A 24,470-nucleotide genomic window follows, 5' to 3' on the forward strand; every position below is an offset into this window, starting at 1 on the left:
TCAGTCCTCCGCCGGGGTGAACGACCGGTAGACCGGCTGCAGCTCGGCGAACAGGCCGTCCCAGCCCTCGTGCGGGGCGCTCAGCAGGATGGCGTAGCCGCGGTCGTTCGCGACGAACCCGCGGTTGAGGACGTGCATGCGGGTGCCGCCCTTGCCGTCGTAGGTGAACTCCCAGTCGGCGGAGTCGTCGCCGTCGCCGGTGTCGGGGACGGGCGGCTGGTCGCCGGTCGGGCCCATCTTGAGCCGCTCGTACCCGGGCCATCCGGCGCCGCCGTTCTCGAGGTTCCGCCAGTCCTCGAGGGCGCTGTCGCCGGGGTTGTCCGTCTGGTCGATCTGGACGTACTCGCTGCGGTCGGGCGAGTAGAAGAAGTCGCCGCCCTGCTTCGACTCGGGGCCCGACCAGGTATCGGGAATCTGGACGCTGTAGCCGCTGTCGTCCCGATGGACGCGGAAGCCGGGCGCGACGCTCGAACTCGGCGACGGCTCCGGCGTCTGCTCCGGCCCGCTCGTGGCGGGCGCGGCGCCGCCGCCGGGGCTCTGCGACGCCCGGCCGCCCTGCGTCGCGCTGTTCGCGCTCTCGTTGCGGGCGGGCTGCTCGTCGCCGCCGCCGTTCGCGAGCGCGATGCCGGTGACGACGAGGATGACGATCAGCACGACGACCGCGACGACGATCAGGTTCCGGTTCGCGGCGAGGCCCGTCCCGGACGGTCCGCCGCCGGACGTCCGGTTGCCGGGCAGCCGCGGCAGGCCGGGGATGCCCGCGAGCTTGGTCTCCGCCCCGCCGACGCCGCGCGTGTCGGGTTCGGCGCGCCACGGGTCGCGTGCGGTGTCGGCCGCGCCGCCGCCCTGCCCGCCGCCCTGCCCGCCGTCCATGCCGGACGCCGCGGCGGGCGCGGCCACGCGGGTCGCGTCGGGGGACGGGGCGCCGCGGGCGGGCTCCGGCGCCGCCCCGGCGGAGTCGACGGCCATCGTGTGCTGGGTGTCGATGGTCTCCTGGCGGACGAGCTCGTCCAGCAGCGCCCCGGCCTCGATGGCGTCCATCCGCTGGTCGGGGTTCTTGCGCAGCAGGCCCTCGATGATCGGGACGAGCGGGCCGCCCTTCTCCGGCGGGTCGGGCTCCTCGGAGATGACGGCGACGAGCGCGGCCATCGGCTCGCTGCGCTCGAACGGCGACTTGCCGTGCACCATCGCGTAAAGGGCGACGCCCAGCGACCACAGGTCGGACGCGGGCCCGGCCTTGCGGCCCCGCGCGCGCTCGGGCGCGATGTAGGCGGGGGACCCCATGACCAGGCCGGTCTGGGTGAGGGTGGCGTCGCCGGCGGCGATGGCGATGCCGAAGTCGGTGAGGACGGCGCGTTCGCCGGTCCGTCCGGTGCCGGTGATGAGCACGTTGCTGGGCTTGACGTCGCGGTGCAGGACGCCGGCCTGGTGCGCGGCGTGCAGGGCGGCGAGCATCTGCCGGCCGATCTCGGCGGCGCGCAGCGGGTCGAGCGGCCCGTCGTGTTTGATCACCTGGTCGAGGGAGCGCGACCGGATGAGCTCCATGATGATCCAGGGCCGCCCGTCCTCCTCGACGACGTCGTAGACGGTGACGACGCCGGGGTGGCCGAGGCGCGCGGCGGTACGGGCCTCACGGAACGTGCGCTTGTGGTGGACGGCGCGTTCCTCATCGGTGAGACCATGCGGGAGGATGACCTCCTTCACCGCGACATCACGACCGAGGACCTCATCGTGTGCCTGCCAGACCGTCCCCATGCCGCCTCGGCCGACCTGGGTCACCAGTCGGTAGCGGCGGGCGAGCAACCGCTCGCCGTTGGGCTCATTTGGCATATCCGCGACCATATCCACTTTTGCTGACAATCTTGGACCAAGCTTGCAAGCCACATCCCCCCACCCGTACGACGCCCGAGGCGGCGCCGGGGTTCGCGCACGGATGAGCAGGACCGGGGAGGGTGACTGAGGTGTCACCGCCGACGAGACCGGACCAGGAAGAACTCCGGACGCCGCCGCCCGGGGAACGCCCGGACGGGCGCCCGGACCGCCGGCCGGAGGCGGCGACCGCCCAGGAGGCGGCGCCGGGACCGGCCGGGACCTGGCCGTCCGGTGAGTGGCGCCGCCTCGTCCAGGCCGCGCCGACGATCTTCTTCTGGTACACCCGACTCTCCGGGATCCTGTCACTGCTCGCCTGGATCTCCTATGGTCTCATCCTCGAGCTGGCCGACATCTGGGCCTTGCGGTGGATCGGCTATCTCGGCTGGTTCCCCAGCGTGCCCATCGGCCTCGTCTGGATCCTGCTGTCGATGGGCGTCCGGCGGCGCAAGAAGGCCGCCTGGCGCATCCTGCTGCTGGTGCTGTGCCTGCCCGCCGCACTGCACGTCACCGCGTTCCTGGCGAAGCTGCTCGACCCCGGCCTGGACGTCCCGCCGGGCGTGGCCGTCGCGTCCGTCCTGTACCTCGCGGCGATCGCCCTGCTGGTCGCGGCGCGCGGCGAGTTCACCACCCTGCCGGACCGTGCCAACCGGCGGCTCGCCGCGCTCGTCTTCGCCACCAGCCTGGTCGTGACCTGCGGGATCGGCACCTGCCTGGTCACCGCGACCGACCGCGACGAGGGCGGCGGGTTCTGGACGCACCCCGTCTACGCGATCTCGCAGACCGTCCTCGGGCCCCGGGTCACCGGCGGGCCGATCGACATCTCGGTCGCGTTCTGGGTGGACGTCATCCTGTGGGTGCTCGGCACCGGCCTCATGCTCGCGACGTTCTGGGCGCTGTTCAAGCCGGGACGCCGCGACCCCGTCCTCAGCCCGCAGGAGGAGCTGTCGGCGCGCGCGTTGCTCGCCGAGTACGGCGAGCAGGACTCCCTCGGCTACTTCGCGCTGCGCCGCGACAAGGACGTCATCGTCGCGCCGAACGGTAAGGCCGCCATCGCCTACCGGGTGGAGGGATCGGTCTCCCTCGCCAGCGGCGACCCGCTCGGCGACCCCGAGTCGTGGGACCAGGCGATCGACGCGTGGCTCGAGGAGTGCCGCGCGCACGCGTGGATCCCCGGCGCCGTCAGCGTCGGCGAGCGCGCCGCGCACATCTACCGGCGGCACGGCTTCGACGCTCTCGAACTCGGCGACGAGGCCATCATCGACCTCACCGACTTCAGCCTGGACGGACGCGAGATGCGGCAGGTCCGGCAGGCGGTGCGGCGGGTCGAGCGCGCCGGGTACACGGTCCGGATCCGGCGGCACGCGCAGATCCCCGGCTGGGAGATGGCCCGCCTCGCCCGCCGCGCCGACGACTGGCGCGGCGAGGAGACCGAGCGCGGGTTCTCGATGGCGCTCGGCCGGCTCGGCGACCCCACCGACGGGCGCTGCGTGATGGTGGAGGCGTTCGACGCGGACGGGAAGCTGCGCGGCCTGCTCAGCTTCGTGCCGTGGGGCCGCACCGGGCTGTCCCTCGACCTCATGCGCCGCGACCGGGCCGCCGAGAACGGCCTCAACGAGTTCATGGTCGCCAAGCTCGCGGAGAAGGCCGCGCTGGTCGGCGCGCAGCAGCTCTCGCTGAATTTCGCCATGCTCCGGTCGGCGTTCGAGCGCGGCTCGCAGATCGGCGCGGGCCCGGTCGCGCGCGGGTACTACCGGCTGCTGTCCGTCGCGTCCCGCTTCTGGCAGCTCGAATCGCTGTACCTGTCGAACGCCAAGTACATGCCGCGCTGGCGTCCCCGCTTCATCTGCTACCTGCAGAGCCGCGACCTGATCCGCCTCGGACTCGCGTACGCGCGCGCCGAGGGCTTCGTGCCGAGCCTGAACCGGCCCAAGCTCGACCGCGCGGCGGCGATGGTCCCGACCCTCGACCTCGTCGAGGCCGTCCGCAAGATCGAGGAGGAGGCCGAGGCCGCGCGCGCGCCGCAGCGGCGCCTGTCGGAGCAGGAACGGGTCCGGCACGCCAAGCTCGACCAGATCCGCGAAGCGGGCATGGACCCGTACGCCCTCGGCTTCGACCGCACCGACGTCGTCGCCGACGTCCGCGGCCGCTTCCCCGACCTGCCGCCGGACGAGCGCACCGGCGCGTCCGTCGCGATCGCCGGGCGTGTCGTGCTGTCCCGCGAGCACGGCCGCCTCATCTTCGTCACGCTGCGGGACGAGACCGGCGACCTGCAGGTCATGCTGACCGAGGACGCCCTCGGCGGCGAGTCCCTCGGCCGCTGGAAGTCCCTCATCGACCTCGGCGACCAGGTCGGGGTGCGCGGCGAGGTCGTCGCGTCCCGGCGCGGCGAGCTGTCGGTGCTGGCCGCCGACTGGACGCTGACCGCCAAGTGCCTGCGCCCCCTGCCGAACAAGCGGTCCGGCCTGTCCGACCCGGAGGCGCGCGTCCGGCAGCGGTACGTCGACTTCATCGTCAACGACGAGGCCCGCCGGATGCTGCGGATGCGCGGCGACGCGATCGCCGCCGTCCGCGACGGCCTGCGCGACCGCGGCTACCTGGAGGTCGAGACGCCGATGCTCCAGCCGGTGCACGGCGGCGCCACCGCCCGCCCGTTCACCACTCGCATCAACGCCTACAACATGCAGCTCTACCTGCGGATCGCGCCCGAGCTGTACCTGAAGCGGCTCCTCGTCGGCGGCGTCGGCCGCGTCTACGAACTGAACCGCAACTTCCGCAACGAGGGCGTGTCGAACCGGCACAACCCCGAGTTCACGATGCTGGAGGCGTACGAGCCCTACGGCGACTACGACACGATGGCCGAGCTCACCCGCTCCCTCGTCGTGGCCGCCGCGAACGCCGCGCTCGGCACCACGGTCGTCGTCCGCGACGGCGTCGAGCACGACCTCGCCGCGCCCTGGCGGGAGATCACCGTCTACGGCTCCGTGTCCGACGCCCTCGGCGAGGAGGTCACCCCCGACACCCCGCGCGACACCGTCCTCGGGTACGCCGAACGGCACGGGCTGAACTTCGACCCCGAGTGGGGGCAGGGCAAGCTCGTCCAGGAACTGTTCGAGGCGCTCGTCGAGGAGCGCCTCGAGGCGCCCACGTTCGTCCGCGACTACCCCGCGGAGACGTCCCCGCTCACCCGCCCGCACCGCGACGACCCGCGGCTGGCGGAGAAGTGGGACCTCATCGTGTTCGGCCTCGAACTCGGCACCGCCTACTCCGAGCTGATCGACCCGATCCTGCAGCGGCGGCGCCTCACCGAGCAGTCCCTCCAGGCCGCCGGCGGCGACCCCGAGGCGATGGAGCTGGACGAGGACTTCCTGCGGGCCCTCGAGTACGCGATGCCGCCCGCGGGCGGCATGGGCATGGGCATCGACCGGCTGCTGATCACGCTCACCGGCCGCACGATCCGCGAGACGATCCCGTTCCCGCTCGTCCGTCCGGGATCGTGAGACCGCCGCCCGGAACCGCCGGGATGCGTGCATGATGCCGACATGGACGATCAATTGGCGCTGCGGCCCGCCTGGCGCGACGGGGTCACCTACGGCCTGCTCCGCACCGACCCGCCGGTGTGACTAGAGCGTGCGCGGCACCGGCTGGCGCCCCTGCTCGGCGAGCCACCGCCGGGCGGCGCCGCGCCGCGCGTCCTCGCCCCCCGGCGCCCCCACCGGCGGGACGGGCGCCCAGCGGCCCGCGTCGCCGCCGCACTCCGCGCCGTCGTCGGCCTCCTCGGCGGGCAGGACGTCGCCGCGTTCGAGGTCGAGCAGCCAGGGCCCGCCCGCCGGATCGGCGTCGAGCGCCGCGGCGACGGCCCCCAGATCGACCGGGAGCGGTTCCAAACCGGGGCCGGGGCCGTCGCCGAGCGCCGCCGCGACCTCCGCGGCCAGCTCGGCGTCCCCCGGCCCGCACCGCGCGCGCAACTCCGCGAGGCACGCACGGGCACGCTCGTCCGCCCCGGGAACGCCCTGCGCGAGCGCCGCGACCAGCACGTCCCCCGCGTACTGCAGGACGGGCGCGAGCGGACGCCCGGCCAGCACCGCGGCCCCCGCGGCGCCGTCGCCCCGCGCCACCGCCGCGCGCAGCACCGCCAGCGCGTCCTCGTCCCACCCGATCACACGGACATTTCTACATTCCGGCTACGACGCGACGGACGGGATCCGGTAAATCACCGCCGCCTGTCCTCCACGTGGACGACCGTCAACTCCCGGTCATGGGGACGATCATGGCATCCGGGTCTCACGGCGCCCATCGGATTATGCGGGCACCACACGGACCTCGTGCGCGAACCCCGGGGAGGCGAAGTCGAGCAGCCGCGCCGCCTCTTCCTCGACGGCCGAACCCACCGGAAGCGGCTCGAACGCCTCGATCGTCAGCGTCGCCCGCTCCGCCGCCCGGTCGTTCACCAGCCTCCACACCCCGTGGACGCGACCGTCGATCAGCAGTGTCGGCTTCGTCTCCGAACCGACGCAGACGACCTTGCGCCGCTCGTCCGTCATCACCCTCGTCCGGTCTGCATACGCGAGCACCAGATTGTCGAACTCGGGCAGGAACCGGACGGGCGCCGCGGCGTCCTCGACGAGCTCGCCCTCCGGGACGTCGAACAGCTCGACCCCGTTCTCGTCCCGGTACACCCGCAGGCGCGGACGAAGCCGATCGAAGTCGACGTCCTTGCGCCGAAGGCCCGACCAGACCGCGAAGTCCCGCGCCGACGCGGGGCCGAACGCCGCGAGGTAGCGGGTGACGAGCTCGTCCGCGTCCCGCTCCTGCGGCGACTCGCCCGTCCAGTCCTCGGGGAGCGCGAACCTCGTGGCGCCGAACGTGTTCCACGTCCCGCTCGGCGGCGGGTGCACCACGGACACGAGGGCCTGCAGGGACCAGCGGAGCGCGAGCGGGTCCCGGTCCGGCCACCGCTCGGCGAGCGCCCGCGCGATCTCCGGACGGGTGAGCGTGCGCCCCGCGAGCACCCCGCGTGCCGCCGCGGCCAGCTCGTCCAGGTCCCACCCGGCGGCGGCGCGCCCGAACCCCGCCCGCCACGCGCGCAGGGCGATCGGCTGCAGCAGCGGCTTCAACCAGCGGAAGTCCGGCGTCGTCGCCATGTGCTGCGTGCCCCGCAGCAGCGAGGTGCGGACGATCGCCCGGTCGTGCAGCGGGCCGGTGAGGTCGTCCTGGCGGAACCCCGCGAGCCGGTTCCAGAGCCCGACGTACGGGGCGTTCGGCTCCTGCGCCTGCACGGCCACGAGCCGCTCGACCGCCTCCGGCGCCGCCATGCCGGACCGCTCCAGGAGGAGCTGCCGATGCAGCGTCGTCCGGTTTAGGGTCCGCCGGTCGAGGATGCGCGACATGTCGACCTCCACAGAATGAAGCGTTCCGTTCCATATTAGCCAAACGGAACGCTTCATTCCACTACGCCGACTCCTCCCGGAACGCCTCCACCGCGTACCGCAGCCGCGCCCCCACGAGCAGCGCCTCGTCCTCCGGACACCCCAGCAGCCGCCCCACCAGATCGATGAGCTGGTCGTCGCTCAACTCCGGCTCCCGCCCCGCGACATGCCGGATGATCTCGAGCAACTCGGGCCGCTTGTACGTGGCGATCGACCGCCCCCGCCGCACCCGCGGCCCCCCGCTCTCCGGGGCCGCCCGCCCCCCGGCCGCCTGCTCGGGGGAAGCACCCGCACCGGTTCCCGCCCCGGCCCGCGAAGGCGACTCCCCACGGAACGGGCCCGCCCCGGCCCCCTCATCCGGCGCGGCGTCCCCGCCCGGGGAAGCGCTCCCACCCCGCGGCGTCCGCCCACGGGAACCGAGATCGTCGCGCGCCCCAGGAGACCCGGCCGCCTCCCGCGGCCCCCACCCCTCGCGCCATGCAACGTCCTCATGCGGCACCCAGTCACCGCGAGCCGCCTCGCGGAAGGCGTCGCCCTCACGAGCGCCCGCCCCTCCCTGCGCCTCCGAATCCGCACGTCCAGCCGGACCGCCACGCGCCTCACCCGCACCGCGCCCCGCGTGTTCTGCACGCGAAGCGCCGCTCTCGCGCGAGGACGTCCCGCCGTGAAGCCCCGCATCCCCACGCGACGCCGAGCCATCGTGCGGCCCGGCGGCGCCGGGGGGCGCGGACTCCGCGCGGGGGGCGGCGCCGCTTCGCGGGACCGAGCCCTCACGGGCGGGCGTCCCGCCGTGAGGCGCCGCGTCCACGCGCGACACCGGGCCTCCGTGCGGCTCGGGGGCGCCGGGGGGCTCGGACGCTGTGTGGGAGGTGGCGGCGCCTCGTGGGGGCGAGTGCTCTCGTGGAGGCGTCCCGCCGGGAGGTCCCGCGTCGGCACGTGGCGGCGGGTCGTCCTGTGGGTCGGGGGCGTCGGGGGGTGCTGCCTCGTGGGGGGTGGTGGCCTCGGGGGCGGGTGGGGGGTCGCCGGTGAGGATCGTGAAGAGGGGGGTCGTGGGGGTGACGATGGCCGCCAGGTCGTCGAGGGGGGCGGTGGGAGGGGCGGGGGCGTCGGGGGGCGGGAGTTCGCGGGCGGCCTCGCCGACGAGGATCGCGCGGGGGGCGAGCCACAGGACGAACAGGGCTTCGGCGCCCGCGCCGTGTTCGCCGTCCACGATGACCGCGTCGAACGCGTCGGCGTGCGGCGGCAGGGTCTCGGGGATGCGCCACAGCGGGAGGATCCACGCGGGGACGACGTCCATCGGAGGGGACGCGGCGGCGTGCAGGCGGGCGCGGGCGGCGGTCCGGGCGCGGGCGGCGGCGAGTTCGGCGCGGGCGGCGGACGCGGCGGCCTCGGCTTCGGCGACGGCCGCGCGGTGGCGTTCCTCGGCGGGGGTGAGGCCCGCGCCGCGCGCCCACGTCCACGCGTCGTCCCAGCGCCGGACGCGGGTGCGCCACGCCTCGTCGCCGTCGGTCGCGAGGAGGAGGTGCGCGAGGTCGGGGTGGACGGCGCGGACGCGGTCGAGGAGTTCGCCGCAGCGGAGCTGGAGGGCGCGCTCGTGGCGGGCCTCGGCGAGGGCGGCGAGGGCGCGGCCGTAGGCGTCGGCGTCGCGGGCGTCGATCGCGGCGAGGGCGGCGGCGAGTTCCGGGGGGTCGGCCGGGTCGGCGGGGCCGATCGAGTCGCGGAGGGCGTCGAGGTCCGCGGCGGCGCGGTTGACGCCGAGGCCCTCGAGGGCGCCCTGCAGGGCGGTCGCGTACGCGTGCCACTGGAGGGGGTGGTTCAGCGGGACGGTCAGGCCCGCCCGGTCGAGGAGTTCTCTCGTCTCGTTGATGGCGGGGAGGATCTCGTGCAGGCGGGCGAGGCGTGTGTGCGCGCGCACGAAGCGGTCGACGCGTTCGGCGGGCGGCAGGTCGGCGGGGAAGGAGATCCCGGCGGCCTCCCACACGTACTGGAGTTCCTGGCAGGTCATCCGGACCATGAGGTCGGTGAAGACGAGGTCGAGCAGTTCGGGTGTGGTGGGGGGTTCGCCGTCCACGGTCGCGTACTGCAGGAGGATCTCGGCCTGGCGCTGGGGCTGGGAGCGGAGCGGGCCGCGCTTGAGGGTGCCGCCGTCGGCGAGGTAGGTGCGCAGCTCCTGGGCGACGCCGGCGAGGCGCCGCAGGTGCAGTTCGCCCGGGGGGAGTTCGACGCGGCGGCCGCCCATGCCGGCGAGGGCGCGGTCGGCCCATTCGGCGCGGGCCGTCATCTCGGTGACGCGCGCCCACACGGCCGGACGGCGCTCGGCGAGGGCGTCGGCGAACGCGCGGACGGCCAGGTCGGCGGGGTTCCAGCCGCCGGGGTGCCCGTCGAGTCCGAGGTCGTGCAGGGCCGCGCCGACCGTGGCGGCCGCGCCGTCGAGGCGTGCGACGAGCGTGACGTCGGCGTCGCGGAGCAGCCGGGACAGTTCGGTGTCGGCGCGTCCGGCGCGTTCGGCGGCCGTCCGTTCGGCCTCGACGAGCGTGCGGACGTACGCGGCGCTGGGCAGCGCGCCGGGATCGACGTCGCGCTGTTCGGGACGGGCGCGGCGTTCGGGCGTCTCGCTCGCGAGGAGCGCGACGAGATCGGCGGCCTCCCGCGCGGTGATCGGCGGGTCGGGCGGGAGTGCGGCGCGTGCGGGCATCCACGCGAGTTCGGGGTCGGGTTCGCGGGGGGCGGCGCGGGGTGCGCGGTCGCGCAGTTCGGCGGCGTCGCGTTCGGCCCGGGCCGCGTGCTCGGCGAGCGTGTCGAGGTCGTCCGGCGGGGCGGCGTGCAGGCACTCGACGGCGGTGCGGGCGGACGCGGGGTCGGTGGCGGCGAGGGCGGCGAGGCCGGGCGGGAGCGCGGCGTGCAGGGCGGCGGCGGCCGGCACGGAGGGGGCGGCGACGAGCACGCGGCGGCCCCGGACGAGCAGCCCTTCCAGCAGGTCGGGGACGGTCGCGGGGGTGCGTTCGGGGACGCGCATGACCTGCGGCGACCGGCCGGTCACGAAGCGGGCGAAGCCGGCGGGCAGGTCCGGGAGGAGGTCGATCATCCGCTGGTGGTAGCGGGCGACGGGCTCGCGGGACGGGGGCCGGACGATCAGCGCGGGCGCGAGCCGCACCTGCGGGACGGGCGTGCCGGTCTCGTCGGGCGTCCAGTCGTCGCGGTAGTCGACGGCGCCGACGAGCGCGGCGTCGCACCAGTCGCGCAGGACGTCCCCGGCCGAGGGGTGCAGCCCGAACCCGCGGCCCGCGCGGACCGCGGCCGCGGCGCGCTCCGCGCCGCGGAAGCCGGGGCGGCCGCCGAGCAGGTCGCCGTCCCGCAGCGCGACGGGCCCGGCGAGGACGACGTCGATCCGCTCGGTGCGTTCGTCCAGGGCGACCCGGACGGGCGTGCCGAGCAGGTGGTCGCGGACGGGCGGGCCGTGCGCGGGACGCCACGACAGCAGGCCCGCGCCGAGGACGACCTCGTCGTCGCCGGCGTCCTCGGCGAGGTCGCGCAGCAGCCGGTACCAGTGGCGCAGGGCCAGCCAGCCGTCGAACTCCTCCAGCACCGCCGGGGGCGTCGGCGGGATGACCGGGAGGCTGAACAGGACGTCGCCGGGCCCGGCGTCGGTCTCGACGTAGACGTCGCCGGGCAGGTCGGCGAGCCAGTGGACGCGGCGGTGCGCGGCCGGGTCGCGGCGGGCGCGGGCGAGGTCGCGCAGGAAGCCCAGGAGGCGGGCGGCGCGCTCGCCGGCCGGGTCCCGCGCGGTGACCCGGCCCGAGTCCGGGTCGTCCTGCGACACCGCCGTCCCCTCCCTGCCCGTGGATTCGTGTCCACCGATCTAACACTGCCCGGGCCGGGCTGGTCGAGCGGTATCGATGATCTTCGATGATCTTGTGGGTCAGTGGCTCCGCGCCAGGTGGCGGTCCTCGTTCGGCATCATGATCCACAGGACGATGTAGACGACGAACTGCGGGCCGGGCAGCAGGCAGGACAGGACGAACAGGAGCCGCACCGTGAAGGCGGACATGCCGAACCTGCGGGCGAGCCCGGCGCAGACCCCCGCGATCATGCGGTTGCGCGGTCGGTAAAGGCCGTTCATGGGTTCTCTCTCCCCGATTCCTGGAGTCGTGAACACGGGCGCCTTGCCCGTTACCCACCACGCTAGAAACCGGACACCGTGCCCCACATCAGCCGTTGGAGCGGTTCACTCCCCCTACTCGCGGAGTAGGGGGAGTCCCTTAGGGGTTGTTCGCGTCGCGGACGAGTTCGGGGAGGTCGGTGAGGTCGTCCAAGACGAACTGGCATTCGCGCAAGATGCCGTCGTCCTCCTGGATGTGCCCCCACGGGCCGCGCCTGAGGAACGCCGCGCGCATGCCGAAGGCGATGGCGGGACGGACGTCGTTGTCGATGCGGTCGCCCACGTACAGGACGTGCTCGGGCAGGACGTCCGCGAGCTGCGCGCAGCGTTCAAAGAACTCGTGCGACGGCTTCTGCACGCCCCAGACGTCCGAGATGCCGATGACGTCGGCGTCCAGCCCGAGCGCCTCCGTCTGCTCGGCGGCCTCGACCGGCTGGTTCCCGGCGATCCCCACGAACAGGCCTTGGGCGCGCAGGCCCGCCAGACACGCGCGCGCGTCCGGGTACAGGTCGTCGGGGCCGAACCCGTTGGGGACGCCGGCCGCGCGGCGCGCCTTCTCCTCCGCCTCCAGGTCGAAACCGGGGCGGAAGTACTCGAACAGGTCCATGTGGGTCTTGCCGGTCGCGAGGTACGCGCCGAGCTTGGTGAGGAACGTGTGCCGCGGCACGCCCAGCCAGTCGGCCCAGCGCCCGTAGATCTCACCCTCGTTGATCAGCGTCTCCCCGATGTCGAAGAAGACGGCCTGGACGGCCCGGGGGGTCGGGGGGTGCTCGGTCACGCGCCGTCCAGCTCCACGGACTCGCCCGGGGCCAGCCGGGTGTACGTCCTGTCGATCTCTTCGAGCGCCTTGCTCGCGTTCTTGTTCATGACCGTGAGGCCGATGTCGTTCAGCAGGCCGTCATGGATGGCGTACGCCCGCTCGGGGCGGACCTCGCGGACGTAGGTGAAGAGCTCGGCCGCCTTCAGCCACGGCGCGTTACCCGGAAGGCAAAGGGTCCGGACGGGCTCGCCCGGCACGGTCAGCGCGTCGCCCGGGTGGAACACCTCCCCGTCGATCAGGAACCCGGTGTTGGGGATCGGCGGGACGTCCGGGTGCAGGATCTCGTGGTCCTCGCCGTACACGTGCACGTCGAACCCGGCGATCGCCACGGCGTCGCCGTGCCCCACCTGGTGCACGCGTCCGCCCAGGTCGGCGAGGTTCTCGGCGACCACGCGGGACGTCCACACCTCCAGGGACGGGCGCGCGGCCATCGCCTTGCGCAGCGCGTCGGCGTCGAAGTGGTCGAAGTGCTCGTGGGTGATCAGGACCGCGTCGGCGCCCGCGAGGGCCTCCTCCGCCCCGGTGCTGAACGCGCCGGGGTCGATGACGATCGTGCGGTCGTCCTTGCTGATCTGGACACAGGCGTGCCCGAGCTTGGTGAGGCGCATCGTCCGATTTTTTCACGCCTGCCGGGACACCCCATTGACCACCCCCGGGCGCGTTGATAGAACACGTTTCACTTTGGTTGCGAGCCAGGAGGCGGCCATGCCCGTTCCGACCCAGCGCGACCCGGAGGCGACCCGGCTGGCCCTGTCCGGCTGGCTGGACCGGCACCTGCCCGGCGCCCGCGTCCCCCACCTCGAAACCCCCGAGACCAGCGGCTTCTCCAGCGAGACGCTGATGTTCGACGCCGAGACGCCGGACGGCGTCCGGCACCCGTGCGTCGCGCGCGTCGCGCCCGTCCACTACCAGGTGTTCCCCGAACCCCGCTTCGAGGAGCAGTACCGGCTGATGCGTGTTCTCGCGGACCGCACCGAGCTGCCCGTCCCGCCCGTCCACTGGTGGGAGCCGTCCCCCGACGTCCTCGGCGCCCCGTTCTTCGTCATGGGCCGCGTCGACGGCCGCGTCCCCACCGACATGCCCCCGTACCACATGGACGGCTGGGTCACCGAGGTCGCGCCGGACGAGCGGGCCGCGATGTGGTGGTCGACCCTCGACATCCTCGCGCGCCTGCACCGGCTGGACGTCCGGGCCCTCGGCCTCGACTTCCTCGACCAGCCCGCGTGGGGCGCCCCCGGCCTCGACCAGCGCCTCAACTACTACGAGCACTACCTCCACTGGGCCTACCCGGGCCCGCAGGACGTCGCGCTGAAGGCCCTCGGCTGGCTCCGCGCGAACCGCCCCGACGAACCCGACCCGCCCGTCCTGCTGTGGGGCGACTCCCGCATCGGCAACGTCGTCTTCGACGGCGGCTCCCCCGTCGCCGCGCTGGACTGGGAGAACGCCGTCCTCGGCGCCCCCGAGGAGGACCTCGCCTGGTTCATGTTCATCGACCGGCACCACTGCGACGGCATCGGCGTCCCCCGCCTGCCCGGCTTCCCCTCGTACGCCGACACCGCCGCCCGCTACGCGGAACTCCTCGGCCGCCCGATGCGGAACCTCGCCTACTACGAAGTCCTGTCCGGCTTCAAATTCTCGGTGATCATGGCCCGGATCGGGCAGGCGATGATCGACTTCGGCTGGATCGACGCGACCAGCGAGTTCCCTTACGACAACAACTGCACCCGCCTGCTCGCCCGCATCCTGGAGGAGACGCCGTGACCCTCTCGCCCCTCGACGACTACCCCGTCCACCAGGCGCCCGAGGTGATGCGGCACGTCACCACGTCCGACCGCAACTTCTACGACCGCTACTACTTCAACGTCCACCCGTGCTCGGACGACCTCATGATGCTCATCGGCGTCGGCCAGTACCCGAACCTCGGCGTCACGGACGCGTTCGCCGTCGTCCGGCGCGGGCCGCTGCACCGCGTCGTCCGCGCCTCCCGGGAACTCGGCGCCGACCGCATGGACACGACCGTCGGGCCGTTCCGGGTCGAGGTCCTCGAAGGGCTCAAGCGGCTCCGCGTCGCCCTCGACCCCACCGAGCACGGCCTCTCGTTCGACCTCACCTGGGACGGCGCGATCCCCGCGACGCTCGAACCGCCGCACTACCTGCGCTGGCAGGACCGCGTCATGTTCGACTCCCGGCGCATCGCCCAGACCGGCCGCTGGACGGGCCACATCACCATCGGCGACGAACGCGTCGACGTCACCCCCGACGTCTGGTGGGGCTCCCGCGACCGCTCCTGGGGCATCCGCCCCGTCGGCGAACCCGAACCGCCCGGCATCCAGTCGAAGAACGCCGGCACGTTCTACTGGATGTACGCCCCGATGCAGTTCGACGACCACTCGATCCTCTGCATCGTCCAGGAGGACGAGAAGGGCCGCCGCGTGCTCGAAGAGTCCACGCGCGTCTGGGCGGACCCGTCCCGCGAACCCGAGTACCTGGGGCGTCCCGAGTACCGTCCGGTCTACAAGCCCGACACCCGCGAGGTCGTCACCGCCGCGATCGACTTCGCCCCGCCGGGCGGCGCCCCGTTCACGATCACCGCGACGCCGATCCTGCCCGTCCACCTCATGGTCGGCACCGGCTACGGGCTCGAACCGGACTGGAAGCACGGCATGTACCAGGGCCCCGACCTCAAGGTGCAGGGCGTCACCCTCGACACCCGCGACCCCGAGGACGCCGCCCGCATGTGGGGCATGGTCGACTCCGTCGCCCGCTACGAGTACGCCGACGGCACCACGGGCCACGGCCTCTTCGAATACTGGGCGCTCGGCCCGCACCCGTCGTTCGAGTGACACACTGGCCCACGTGACCGACGACGGCGAGGCCGCGGCACCGGACCGCGACGCCCTGGACCGGCAGGTGCGCGACCGCTACGGAACCTGGCGCGACCGCCCGCGCGGCCTCGCCTGCGCGGTCGTCGCCGCCTTCCTCGTCCTCACCACGATCGGGTTCGCCGCCGGCATCGCCGCCCTCGTCATCGCGGCGACGTGACCCTGCGGGCCCGCTGTCCGGACGCACGCGGGGCCGGACGCACGCGGGGCCGGGGCGCGTCGCGCGTGCCCCGGCCCCCGCGCCGTCCGTTCGTCCGGTCAGGTCGCGGTGCCCTCCGCGATGGTGAACGCCACGTCGCCCTGCGGGTCGACCTGGGCGTCGAGCGTCTTGTCGTCCAGCAGCTGCGCCGCCGCCGGCTCGAGGTACACCTTCGCGCCCTCCTCCTCGACGACCTGGTCACCGGCCTCCGGCGCGGACGCGACCGACAGCCGCAGCGCGTCCGAACCGTCGATCCCGGACTCGATCCGGATCCCCGTCTCGGGCGGCAGCTCGGGATTGGCGGTCACGTTGCGGATGACCTGCACCGCGCCGCTCGTCAGCGTGAGCACGATCTGCTCCTACTCGTCGTCTGCATGGATCCCGCCCTCCCTCCCCGCCGACGCCGCGGGCTAAACACGGCTCAGTAGTTGAGGGTGATCGCCTGCCCGATCGTCTCGTCCCCGGTGACGCACCCGAGCATGAACGCCGCGAGGTCGGCGCGGGCGATCCGGAAACCGCCCTTCGGCTTGCGGTCGACGGCCGTCCGGTACCGCCCCCGCGCGGGACGGTCGACGAGGAGGGCCGGGCGCGCGATCGTCCAGTCGAGCCCGCTGCCGCGGACCGCGTCCTCCATCACCCCGAGGTCGGCGTAGTGCTCCCGCAGGAAGTACCGCCGCGCCGGCGGCCCCACGACGTACCGCAGCAGGAACCCCTCGCCCGGATCGTGCTTCGGCGGGTCCGGCCGCTTCGGGGACGGCACGACGGTCATCGACTCCGAACTGATCACGACGAGCCTGCGCGCGCCGGTGGCCCGCATCCCCCCGATGACGGCCTCGGTCCCCTTCGCGCACGTCCGCGCCCGGGCCTCCGCTTTGTTCCGGGCGCCGAGGCACGAGAACACCGCGTCCGCGCCCTCCAGCGCGGGCCGCAGGTCGGGGTCGTCCAGCATGTCCGCCCGGACGGTCCGGACCTCGTCCGGCAGGTCGCGGGGCCGGCGCGCCACCGCGGTCACGTCGTGGCCCTTCGCGAGGGCCAGATCGACCAGGATCCGTCCGGTGCCGCCCGTGGCGGCGAAGATCGTGAGCTTCATGCCTCCTGAGAGGCGCCCCCGGGGCGCGGGTGTGACATCCGGATTGGAACGCCGCGGTGGGGGAAGACCCGCTTCGCTCCCCCGAGCACCCCACCACCTGCACACACGATGATCGGCACCCCATGGAAACCCTCCGAGGAGTCCTGTGACCACCACCCGCGTGAGCGACGAGCCGGCGTTCGGATACGGACGCCACCGGAGGCCGCTGCGGACCCGCCGCGACCGCGACGCCGAGACCGTCCGCGACGTCCTCCGCAGAGCCGGGCACCGCGAGTACGGCCGGCCCCGCGACGGATTCTGCGTCATCGACGGGGGCGACGGCGGACTGCCCTTCATCGTCGCCTGCGCCAGCCGCACCCGGCGCCGCACCCTCAGCCCGACCGCCGAACTCGCCGCCTACCGGAGGACGCTGACCGCCGCGGGCCTGCGCGTCGAGCCCGCCGGTGCCGGCGACGATCCCACCTACCTGAAGGTTTGGCTCGCCTGACCGGACCGGCGAAGCCGCCGGGCCGCCCGTGGGGCGGCCCGGCCGGCCTCGCCCGGGTCAGTGGCCGCCGCGGCCGGACAGGTGGTCGCGGACCCGGTCGACCAGCCCGGTGCCGGGAGCCAGCAGCTTGTTCAGCGGCGGCGTCTGCGGCGCCGCCGGATGCGGCCGGGTGGGCGCCGTCTTCTTGGCGGCCTGCACCTGGTCGCCCAGCGTGTACAGCTCGTCGGCGCCGGCCTTCTCGGCCAGCGCGGGGAACAGCGTGGTCTCCTCGTGCCGGATGTGGGCGGCGACGTCGTCGATCAGGCGCCGCACCATGGCGGCGAAGGCGATCTCGTCGGTGTCGATGGACTCCAGGTCCTTCAGGAGCCGCTCGACCTCGGCGTGCTCCCCGATCTCCCTCTCGGCGATCTGGTCCCCGCCGGGCACGTACCGGCGGACCCAGGGGTACAGGTACATCTCCTCGGCGACCGAGTGCCGCACGAGTTCGATGGTGACGTCGTCGAGGATCCGCCGCCGCTGCCGCGCGTCGGACTCGGCCGTCAGCTCGTCGAACATCTCCTCGACCTCGCGATGATCGTGCTTCAGCACCTCGATCACGTCCCGCCGGTTTTCTGCCATCTTCCGCCTCCACGTCCGCCACCAGAACGAGCCGGTGCCACCGCCGCGCCCGCCCGGCCGCGGTCTCCACGAGACCGGCAGGGGCCGCCCCGGTCACGGACTCGGCCGACGACCTGGGGCGGAACCGGGGGGACGAACCCGGCGGTGATCCACCGGCAGGCGACCTGCTACCCCCGTGCACGCGTCCCACACACGGCGCGGCACCGGATTTCTTCTCGGCCGGGCGCGCGGGCCGGACGTCAGCGGGCGGCGCCGGAGACCCGCTCGGTGAACAGGTCGAGCAGGTCGCGGACGTCGTGGTCGGACTCGCTCGGGTGCCGGAAGGGCCGGTCGGGGTTCACGGTGTAGGTGTTGCGGCGGCCGACGCGGGTGCGGGTGAGGTACCCGGCCTCTTCGAGGTCATTGATGATCAGTTGGGCGGCGCGCTCGGTGATGCCGATCTCCTGGGCCGCGTCGCGCATCCGGATGCTGGGCGAGCGCGCGATGAGGATGAGCACCCGGGCGTGATTGGTGAGGAAGGTCCACGTCTTCTTCGGCTCGGATGAGGTCTCCATCTGCTCACCTCGCGATCGCTCTCGGTCGCCGCCTCGCCGGACGCGGGGTGTGCGGCCTCCCCGCCCGCAGGAGGGTCCGTTGACCACCCAATCATACGACGCCCCTTTGGCGAATTTCGTTTCGCGTATTAGACTTACCGAAAGTTTGTTGGTCAATGATGATCTCGGTCCGATGAGGCAGGTGACCCGTGCTCGTCAAGCCGTCCGCGCCACAGCCTTTCTCGTCCGACGCGGAGCCCCCGGCGGCCACCGCGCCGACCGGCGACCGCCCCGGTCGCGAACTGGTGCTCCGCACGTCGAGACAGGGGGCGCTGGAGGTCCTGCACATGGACGGCGTCCTGAACGCGGCGACCGCCGTCACGGCCGAGGCGCAGATCCTGTCGACGATCGTGCTCACGAGGGAGCCGCTGCACCTGGTGCTCGACCTCGGCGGGCTGACCGGCATCGACGCCGCCGGGATCGCCCTGCTGGCCAAGGCCCGCTTCGCGGTGCACGCCGCCCGGGGCACCATGCACATCGTCTCCCCGGCCGGCACCCCCGCCCACCTCGCCCTCCGGGCGGGCGTGCCGCGCTCCGCGCCGGGCCCGGTCGAGGACATCGCCGACGTCCGGATCGAGGACGACGCGCCCGCGCGGGACGTCATGCCCTAGGCGCGGAGAAGCGAAGAGGGAGCCGCCCGATCGGGCGGCCCCCTCTCGCGTGCGGGTGTCTCAGTCGGCGGACGGGGCCAGGGCCTTGACCGCGTCGGGCACGGAGACGTCCTTCGCGGGGACGATCGCGAGGACGGGCGTCGTGAGCCCGCCGGCGACGTACTCGCGGATCCGGGCCCGGCAGTCGGCCGGGGACCCGTGGACGATCAGGTCGTCGACGACCTCGTCCGGGATGACCTCGAGGGCCTTCTTCCGGTCCCCCGCGGCCCACGCCTCGTTCATCGGCCGGAGGGCGTCGCCGCGGCCGAGCCATTCGTGGAAGGCGCGGTAGACCGGGACGGTCATGTAGGCGGCGATCATCCAGCGGCCGATGGCGCGGGCCTCGTCGGCGTTCTCGGTCGGGCAGACGAACAGGCGGGCGATGAGTTCGGGGTCGTCGCCGAGTTCGGACCGGACGGTCCGGACGTCCTTCGGCGCGAGCCAGTTCGTGATCGCGCCGTCGGCCTCGCGGGCGGCGAGGCGGAGCATGCCGGGGCGGAGGGCCGCGAGGACGATCGGGGGCGGGGTCGCGGGTGCGTTGTCGAGCTTGAAGCCCTTGACGGTGAAGGTGTCGTACTCCTCCTTGACCTTCTCGCCCGCGAGGGCCTTGCGGAGGAATCGGACCGTGTCGCGGACGCGCTTGTACGGTTCGTCGAACGGGATGCCGTTCCAGCGTTCGACGATCGTGTCCGAGGACGTGCCGATGCCCATGACGAACCGGCCCGGTGCGAGGCCGGCGAGGGTCGCGGCCTGCTGGGCGAGGAGGGCGGGGCCGCGCGTGTAGACCGGGACGATCGCGGGGCCGAGGCGCAGGTCGGGGGCCCACTGGGAGGCGAGGGCCAGCGGGGTGAAGGCGTCGGTGCCGTTCGTTTCGGCGGACCAGGCGTCGGTGTAGCCGAGGCCGGGCAGGCTCGCGATGATCTCGCGCTGCTCGGCGAGCGGTCCGGAGAGCGGAATGGTCAGTCCCCAGCGAGACATGTGGGCTCCTAGGCGATCGAGGGCCGGATGGTGCTGCCGCCGTCCACGACCATGGTCTGGCCGGTCATCCAGGAGGAGGTGTCGCCGGCGAGGAAGACGGCGGCGGTGGCGATGTCCTCGGGGACGCCGAGGCGGCCGAGCGGCATGTGCTTGCTGATCGCCTCCTCGTTGCCCTCCCAGAGGCCGCGGGCGAGGTGCGTCTTGACGAGGCCGGGGGCGATGCAGTTGACCCGGACCTTCGGCGCGAGCTCCACCGCGAACTGGCGGGAGAGGTGGATGACGGCGGCCTTGGTGGCGTTGTAGTACCCGATGCCGTGCTCGGTGACCATGCCGCCGACGGACGCGATGTTGATGATCGCGCCGCCGTGCTCCCGCATGGCGCGCTTCCACGCGAGGTTCGTCCAGGTGACGATGGAGAACTGGTTGACCTCGACGGTCTTCGCGGCGGCGGACGGCTCGATGTCGACCATCGGGCCGAAGTAGGGGTTCGTCCCGGCGTTGTTGACGAGGACGTCGAGGCCGCCGAACTCGGCGATGGCGGCGTCGACGCAGGCGGCGGCCTGCTCGGCGTCGCCGACGTGGGCGGCCCTGGCGAGGACGCGGGCGTTCGGGTGGGCCGCGAGGATGTCCTTGGCGGCCTCGTCGAGCCCTTCTTGCTTGCGGGAGGAGAGCACGACGTTGGCGCCCTCGGCCACCAGCGCGGTGGCGATCGCCTTACCGATGCCCCGGGACGCCCCGGTGACCAGGGCGGTCTTGCCTTCCAGTCCAGTCCGCATCCGCGGTCTCCTTCCACGAACAGAATCCGACTCGGTCACTGTACCCAAGTGACTGACGAGTCAGTTAGCTGCCCTTCCCCGCCGTGTTCCAGGACGAACCGGCGGAATCCCTCCACGACGGGCGGGCGGGTGCGGGCGGTCGACCAGACCAGGCCGATCGTGCGGGTCGCCCCGGGGTCGGTGAGGGTGAGGTGGCGCAGGCCGGAGAACTCCTCGCCGGGCCGCGGCGGCGGGACGATCGCGACGCCGAGGCCCGCCGTGACGAGGCCGCGGACGGTCGAGGTCTCCTCGCCCTCGAACGCGATGCGGGGCGGGGCGCCGGCGTTCGCGAACAGCTCCTCCGCGAGGGTCCGCAGGTGGGCGCCCTCGCGCAGGGCGACGAACGGCTCGCCCAGGACGTCCCGGACGGACGCGCGCCGCCGCCCGGCGAGCCGGTGGGCGGCCGGGACGGCGAGCTGCAGGCGTTCGGTGACGAGCGGGTGCCAGGTGAGGGACGGGTCGTCCGGGCGGGGGCTGTTGATCGCGAGGTCGGCGCGGCCGTCGAGGACCATGGCGGTGACGCGCTCGGAGCGGTCCTGGCTGAGGCGGAACGCGACGCCGGGGTGGCGGTCGCGGTAGCGGCGGATGAGGTCGGGGACGAACGAGGGCCCCTGCGTGTGCAGGAAGCCGAGGGACACCTCGCCGTGCTCGGGGTCGGCGGCCTGCGCGAGGGCGCGGTGGACGGCGTCCTCCGCGGCGACGAGCCGGCGCGCGTGCTCGGCGAAGACGCGGCCGTACGGGGTGAGGGCGACGCCGCGGCCGGCGCGGTCGAGGAGGGGGACGCCGAGTTCGTTCTCGAGCCGGGCGACCGCGCGGGACAGTCCGGGCTGGGAGATCCGGAGTTCGGCTGCGGCGTTCGTCACATGGCCGAGTTCCGCGACCGTCAGGAACCACCGGACGGTGAGGAGATCCATGGATTCATGATGGATCGGCATCGGTCGCAGAGTAAAGAGTCATTGGACGCATGGATCGATCCAGGCGGAACCTTGGCGCATGACCGCGACCCTGGAGATTCCCCAACGCCATCTGCCCGGATCGCCCGGTCTGCGCCGGGTGAACCTGGCGCTGTTCGCGGCCGGCCTGACGACGTTCATGTCGCTGTACTGCACGCAGGCGCTGCTGCCCGAACTGTCGGCGGGCCTCGGCGTGGCCCCGGCGCGGGCGAGCCTGCTCGTGTCGCTGGCGACGGGCGCGGTGGCGGTCGCGGTGATCCCGGTCAGCTCGTTGTCGGAGCGGTACGGACGGACGCGCGTGATGCTCGGGTCGGCGGCGGCGTCGGCCGCGATCGGGCTGCTGCTGCCGCTGTGCACGTCGTTCCCGCAGCTCGCGGCCGTCCGGACGGTGCAGGGGCTCGCGCTGGCGGGGGTGCCGGCGGTCGCGATGGCGTACCTGGCGGAGGAGGTGGACGGCGCGCACCTGGGCGGCGCGATGGGACGGTACGTGGCCGGGACGGGCATCGGGGGCGTGCTCGGACGGGTGGTGCCGGGCGTCGTCACGGACTTCGGCGGCTGGCGCTGGGCCCTCGCGGCGACCGTCCTGCTGGCGCTGGTGTTCACGGTCGCGTTCTGGCTGCTGCTGCCGCCGTCGCGCTTCCACCGCCCGGGACGGGCCGATCACCGGGGGCTCCGCGCGCACCTGGCGGACCCGGGGTTGCGCCGCCTCTACGTGGTGGCGCTGACGGCGATGGCCGGGTTCGTCACGGTCTACAACTTCCTGACGTACCGGCTGCTGGAGGCGCCGTTCCACCTGCCGATGGCGGTCGTCGGCCTGATCGCGGTGATGAACCTGGCGGGGTCGGCGGCGTCCGCGCGGGCGGGCGTCCTCGCCGACCGGGCGGGCCGGCGGACGGTGCTCGCCGGGGCGCTCGTGGTCGCGGCGGCGGGCCTGGTGCTGATGTTCCCGCCCGTGCTGTGGCTGGTGGGCGCCGGCCTGCTGGTGTTCACGGTCGGGTTCTTCGCGGCGCACTCGGTGGCGAGCGGCTGGGTCGGGCTGCGCGCGTCGACGAACCGGGCGCAGGCGTCCGCCCTGTACCTGTGCGCGTACTACCTCGGCAGCAGCCTGGGCGGGACGGCCGGCGGGTTCGCGTTCGAGCACGGCGCGTGGACCGGGACGGGCCTGTACGTGCTGGTCCTGCTGGCGGTCGCGCTGTCCGCCGCGGCCGGGCCTGTCTTGACCGGGCGCTTGGTTGCTAGGCTGCGCCGGTAGGCGATCAAGGCGGGAGGCCGCGTGACCACCACGAAGGAACGTCGTCCGGCGATCGACGGCTGGTTCACCGAGCGGGACGGCGGCGTGCGGCTGCTGGGCACCCGGTGCGGGTCGTGCGGGACGCCGTACTTCCCGCGCAACGAGCTGGCCTGCAGGAACCCGCGCTGCGACGGCCCGCGGGACGGCTCCGAACTCGCCGAGCACGCGTTCTCCGCGCGCGGCCGGATCTGGTCGTACGCCGATTCCCGCTACAAGCCGCCGCCCCCGTACGTCTCCCCCGACCCGTTCCGGCCGTACACGGTCGCCGCGGTGGAACTCGAGGACGAGCGCATGGTCGTCCTCGGGCAGGTCGTCCCGGAGTGCACGGTCGACGACCTGGCCGTCGGGATGGAGGTCGAGCTGACCGAGGGCGTCCTGTACGAGGACGACGACGCCGAGTACACCGTCTGGATGTGGAGGCCGGTCAAGTGAGCGGTTCGGTGGCGGTGCTCGGCGCCGGGATGCACCCGTGGGGCAAGTGGGGCCGCAACTTCGTCGAGTACGGGCTCGCGGCGGCGCGCGCCGCCCTGGCCGACGCGGGCCTCGCGTGGACGGACGTCCAGTACGTGGCGGGCGCGGACACGATCCGCAACGGGTACCCGGGGTTCGTCGCGGGTGCGACCTTCGCCCAGGCGCTGGGCTGGTCCGGGGCGCGGGTGTCGAGCTGTTACGCGGCGTGCGCGTCCGGGGCGCAGGCCATCGCGTCGGCGCGCGCGCAGATCCTCGCGGGTCTGTGCGACGTGGCGCTGGTGGTCGGTGCGGACGCGGCCCCCAAGGGCTTCTTCAAGCCGGTCGGCGGGGACCGCCCGGACGACCCCGACTGGCTGCGCTTCCGTCTCCTCGGCGCCACCAACCCCATCTACTTCGCCCTGTACGCGCGTCGCCGCATGGCCGTGCACGGCGCCACGCTCGACGACTTCGCCGCCGTGAAGGTCAAGAACGCACGGCACGGGCTGAACAACCCGAACGCGCGCTACCGGAAAGAGGTCTCGCCGGAGGACGTCCGGGAGTCGGCCGTCGTCGCCGACCCGCTGCGGCTCCTCGACATCTGCGCGACGAGCGACGGCGGCGCCGCGCTCGTCCTCACCTCGGTGGACTTCGCGCGGCGGCACGGCATCGCCGATCCGGTGCGGATCCCGGCGCTGTCGACCGTGACGCCCACGTTCCCGAAGACCGTCCTCGACCTGCCCGACTTCGCAACCGACTCGGCGATGGCCGTCGAGCCGCCGGACCGCCCGTTCCGGTCGGCGATCGCGCACGCCGCGTACGAGGAGGCCGGGATCGGGCCGGACGACCTGTCGCTCGCGGAGGTCTACGACCTGTCGACGGCCCTCGAACTCGACTGGTACGAGGACATCGGCCTGTGCGAGGCGGGCGGCGCGGAGGAGCTGCTGCGCTCGGGCGCCACGGCGCTCGGCGGCCGGATCCCGGTGAACCCGAGCGGCGGGCTGGCGTCCTTCGGCGAGGCGATCCCGGCGCAGGCCATCGCGCAGGTGTGCGAGCTGACGTGGCAGCTCCGCGGCACCGCGGACGGCCGCCAGGTCGAGGGCGCGCGGGCGGGCATCGCGGTCAACCAGGGCCTCTTCGGCCACGGCTCCGCCGTCATCGCCGTCCGCTGACCCGCCCGGCGGCGGCGC

General features: G+C 73.7%; 23 protein-coding genes. 9 read left to right on the plus strand and 14 right to left on the minus strand.

Annotated elements, in window-relative coordinates; genetic code table 11:
- Positions 1-1,830 (minus strand): serine/threonine-protein kinase, encoded by a 1,830-nt coding sequence (locus AB0L25_RS01615; protein WP_500167507.1) that lies wholly within the window; start codon positions 1,828-1,830, stop codon positions 1-3.
- A 308-nt stretch (positions 1,831-2,138) separates the two neighbouring features.
- On the opposite strand from AB0L25_RS01615, the gene lysX reads away from it, so the two are divergent.
- Positions 2,139-5,369, plus strand: coding sequence for a bifunctional lysylphosphatidylglycerol synthetase/lysine--tRNA ligase LysX (gene lysX, locus AB0L25_RS01620; protein ID WP_500167622.1), 3,231 nt, complete (start codon positions 2,139-2,141; stop codon positions 5,367-5,369).
- 123 nt (positions 5,370-5,492) lie between these two features.
- On the opposite strand, the gene AB0L25_RS01625 is transcribed toward lysX, so the two are convergent.
- From AB0L25_RS01625 to AB0L25_RS01650, 6 genes are all read right to left on the minus strand, one after another.
- Entirely contained in the window at positions 5,493-6,032 is a 540-nt protein-coding gene (locus tag AB0L25_RS01625) for a hypothetical protein (protein WP_500167509.1), read from the minus strand.
- A gap of 138 nt (positions 6,033-6,170) precedes the next feature.
- Positions 6,171-7,259: a winged helix DNA-binding domain-containing protein gene (locus AB0L25_RS01630; protein ID WP_500167510.1), complete on the minus strand. Its 1,089-nt coding sequence runs from the start codon at positions 7,257-7,259 to the stop codon at positions 6,171-6,173.
- Positions 7,260-7,320: 61 nt separating this feature from the next.
- Positions 7,321-11,118: a hypothetical protein gene (locus tag AB0L25_RS01635; RefSeq protein ID WP_500167512.1), complete on the minus strand. Its 3,798-nt coding sequence runs from the start codon at positions 11,116-11,118 to the stop codon at positions 7,321-7,323.
- A 99-nt stretch (positions 11,119-11,217) separates the two neighbouring features.
- Positions 11,218-11,418, minus strand: a complete 201-nt coding sequence (locus AB0L25_RS01640) for a PspC domain-containing protein (protein WP_500167514.1) — start codon at positions 11,416-11,418, stop codon at positions 11,218-11,220.
- 139 nt (positions 11,419-11,557) lie between these two features.
- Positions 11,558-12,235: an HAD family hydrolase gene (locus AB0L25_RS01645; RefSeq protein WP_500167515.1), complete on the minus strand. Its 678-nt coding sequence runs from the start codon at positions 12,233-12,235 to the stop codon at positions 11,558-11,560.
- Entirely contained in the window at positions 12,232-12,885 is a 654-nt protein-coding gene (locus AB0L25_RS01650) for an MBL fold metallo-hydrolase (protein WP_500167517.1), read from the minus strand. The genes AB0L25_RS01645 and AB0L25_RS01650 overlap by 4 nt, the downstream gene beginning before the upstream one ends.
- Before the next feature lie 97 nt (positions 12,886-12,982).
- On the opposite strand from AB0L25_RS01650, the gene AB0L25_RS01655 reads away from it, so the two are divergent.
- The 3 genes from AB0L25_RS01655 to AB0L25_RS01665 are packed head-to-tail and all read left to right on the plus strand — an operon-like array spanning position 12,983 to position 15,319.
- A complete protein-coding gene (locus AB0L25_RS01655) occupies positions 12,983-14,038 on the plus strand; it encodes a phosphotransferase family protein (RefSeq protein ID WP_500167519.1) in 1,056 nt (351 codons plus the stop codon).
- Complete coding sequence (locus tag AB0L25_RS01660; protein WP_500167520.1) at positions 14,035-15,120, plus strand: Rv3169 family protein; 1,086 nt, start codon at positions 14,035-14,037, stop codon at positions 15,118-15,120. Before AB0L25_RS01655 ends, AB0L25_RS01660 begins: the two co-directional genes overlap by 4 nt.
- Before the next feature lie 13 nt (positions 15,121-15,133).
- Positions 15,134-15,319, plus strand: a complete 186-nt coding sequence (locus tag AB0L25_RS01665; protein ID WP_500167522.1) for a hypothetical protein — start codon at positions 15,134-15,136, stop codon at positions 15,317-15,319.
- Between the two features lie 98 nt (positions 15,320-15,417).
- Here AB0L25_RS01665 and AB0L25_RS01670 read toward each other — a convergent pair whose 3' ends face one another.
- Positions 15,418-15,708, minus strand: a complete 291-nt coding sequence (locus AB0L25_RS01670) for a Fe-S cluster assembly protein HesB (protein WP_191327413.1) — start codon at positions 15,706-15,708, stop codon at positions 15,418-15,420.
- A gap of 71 nt (positions 15,709-15,779) precedes the next feature.
- Positions 15,780-16,448, minus strand: coding sequence for an NAD(P)-dependent oxidoreductase (locus AB0L25_RS01675; RefSeq protein WP_500167524.1), 669 nt, complete (start codon positions 16,446-16,448; stop codon positions 15,780-15,782).
- A 145-nt stretch (positions 16,449-16,593) separates the two neighbouring features.
- On the opposite strand from AB0L25_RS01675, the gene AB0L25_RS01680 reads away from it, so the two are divergent.
- Positions 16,594-16,935 carry a hypothetical protein gene (locus AB0L25_RS01680; protein ID WP_500167526.1) on the plus strand — a complete coding sequence of 114 codons (342 nt, stop codon included), beginning with the start codon at positions 16,594-16,596 and terminating at the stop codon, positions 16,933-16,935.
- 57 nt (positions 16,936-16,992) lie between these two features.
- Here the strand turns inward: AB0L25_RS01680 and AB0L25_RS01685 are convergent, their stop codons facing one another.
- Both AB0L25_RS01685 and AB0L25_RS01690 read right to left on the minus strand, forming a co-directional pair.
- Positions 16,993-17,553: a hemerythrin domain-containing protein gene (locus AB0L25_RS01685; RefSeq protein WP_500167528.1), complete on the minus strand. Its 561-nt coding sequence runs from the start codon at positions 17,551-17,553 to the stop codon at positions 16,993-16,995.
- Between the two features lie 239 nt (positions 17,554-17,792).
- Positions 17,793-18,107, minus strand: coding sequence for a helix-turn-helix transcriptional regulator (locus AB0L25_RS01690; protein WP_500167530.1), 315 nt, complete (start codon positions 18,105-18,107; stop codon positions 17,793-17,795).
- Positions 18,108-18,295: 188 nt separating this feature from the next.
- Between AB0L25_RS01690 and AB0L25_RS01695 the strand changes: the two genes are divergently transcribed.
- Positions 18,296-18,757 (plus strand): STAS domain-containing protein, encoded by a 462-nt coding sequence (locus AB0L25_RS01695; protein ID WP_500167532.1) that lies wholly within the window; start codon positions 18,296-18,298, stop codon positions 18,755-18,757.
- 60 nt (positions 18,758-18,817) lie between these two features.
- On the opposite strand, the gene AB0L25_RS01700 is transcribed toward AB0L25_RS01695, so the two are convergent.
- From AB0L25_RS01700 to AB0L25_RS01710, 3 genes are read right to left on the minus strand one after another with little or no spacing between them, the layout of a single operon-like run.
- The gene (locus AB0L25_RS01700) at positions 18,818-19,774 is read right to left on the minus strand and encodes an LLM class F420-dependent oxidoreductase (protein WP_500167534.1); all 957 of its coding nucleotides are present in this window, start codon (positions 19,772-19,774) and stop codon (positions 18,818-18,820) included.
- Positions 19,775-19,782: 8 nt separating this feature from the next.
- The gene (locus tag AB0L25_RS01705) at positions 19,783-20,550 is read right to left on the minus strand and encodes an SDR family oxidoreductase (protein ID WP_500167535.1); all 768 of its coding nucleotides are present in this window, start codon (positions 20,548-20,550) and stop codon (positions 19,783-19,785) included.
- A 35-nt stretch (positions 20,551-20,585) separates the two neighbouring features.
- Positions 20,586-21,503, minus strand: a complete 918-nt coding sequence (locus AB0L25_RS01710; protein ID WP_500167537.1) for a LysR family transcriptional regulator — start codon at positions 21,501-21,503, stop codon at positions 20,586-20,588.
- 79 nt (positions 21,504-21,582) lie between these two features.
- Here AB0L25_RS01710 and AB0L25_RS01715 point away from each other — a divergent pair, with 79 nt between their 5' ends.
- From AB0L25_RS01715 to AB0L25_RS01725, 3 genes are read left to right on the plus strand one after another with little or no spacing between them, the layout of a single operon-like run.
- Positions 21,583-22,794, plus strand: coding sequence for an MFS transporter (locus tag AB0L25_RS01715; protein ID WP_500167539.1), 1,212 nt, complete (start codon positions 21,583-21,585; stop codon positions 22,792-22,794).
- Positions 22,795-22,815: 21 nt separating this feature from the next.
- Positions 22,816-23,265 (plus strand): Zn-ribbon domain-containing OB-fold protein, encoded by a 450-nt coding sequence (locus AB0L25_RS01720; RefSeq protein WP_500167541.1) that lies wholly within the window; start codon positions 22,816-22,818, stop codon positions 23,263-23,265.
- Positions 23,266-23,294: 29 nt separating this feature from the next.
- Complete coding sequence (locus AB0L25_RS01725) at positions 23,295-24,452, plus strand: lipid-transfer protein (protein ID WP_500167624.1); 1,158 nt, start codon at positions 23,295-23,297, stop codon at positions 24,450-24,452.
- The last annotated feature ends 18 nt before the right edge of the window (positions 24,453-24,470 follow it).

The sequence above is a fragment of the Spirillospora sp. NPDC052242 genome, from assembly GCF_040679555.1.
Classification (GTDB): domain Bacteria; phylum Actinomycetota; class Actinomycetes; order Streptosporangiales; family Streptosporangiaceae; genus Spirillospora.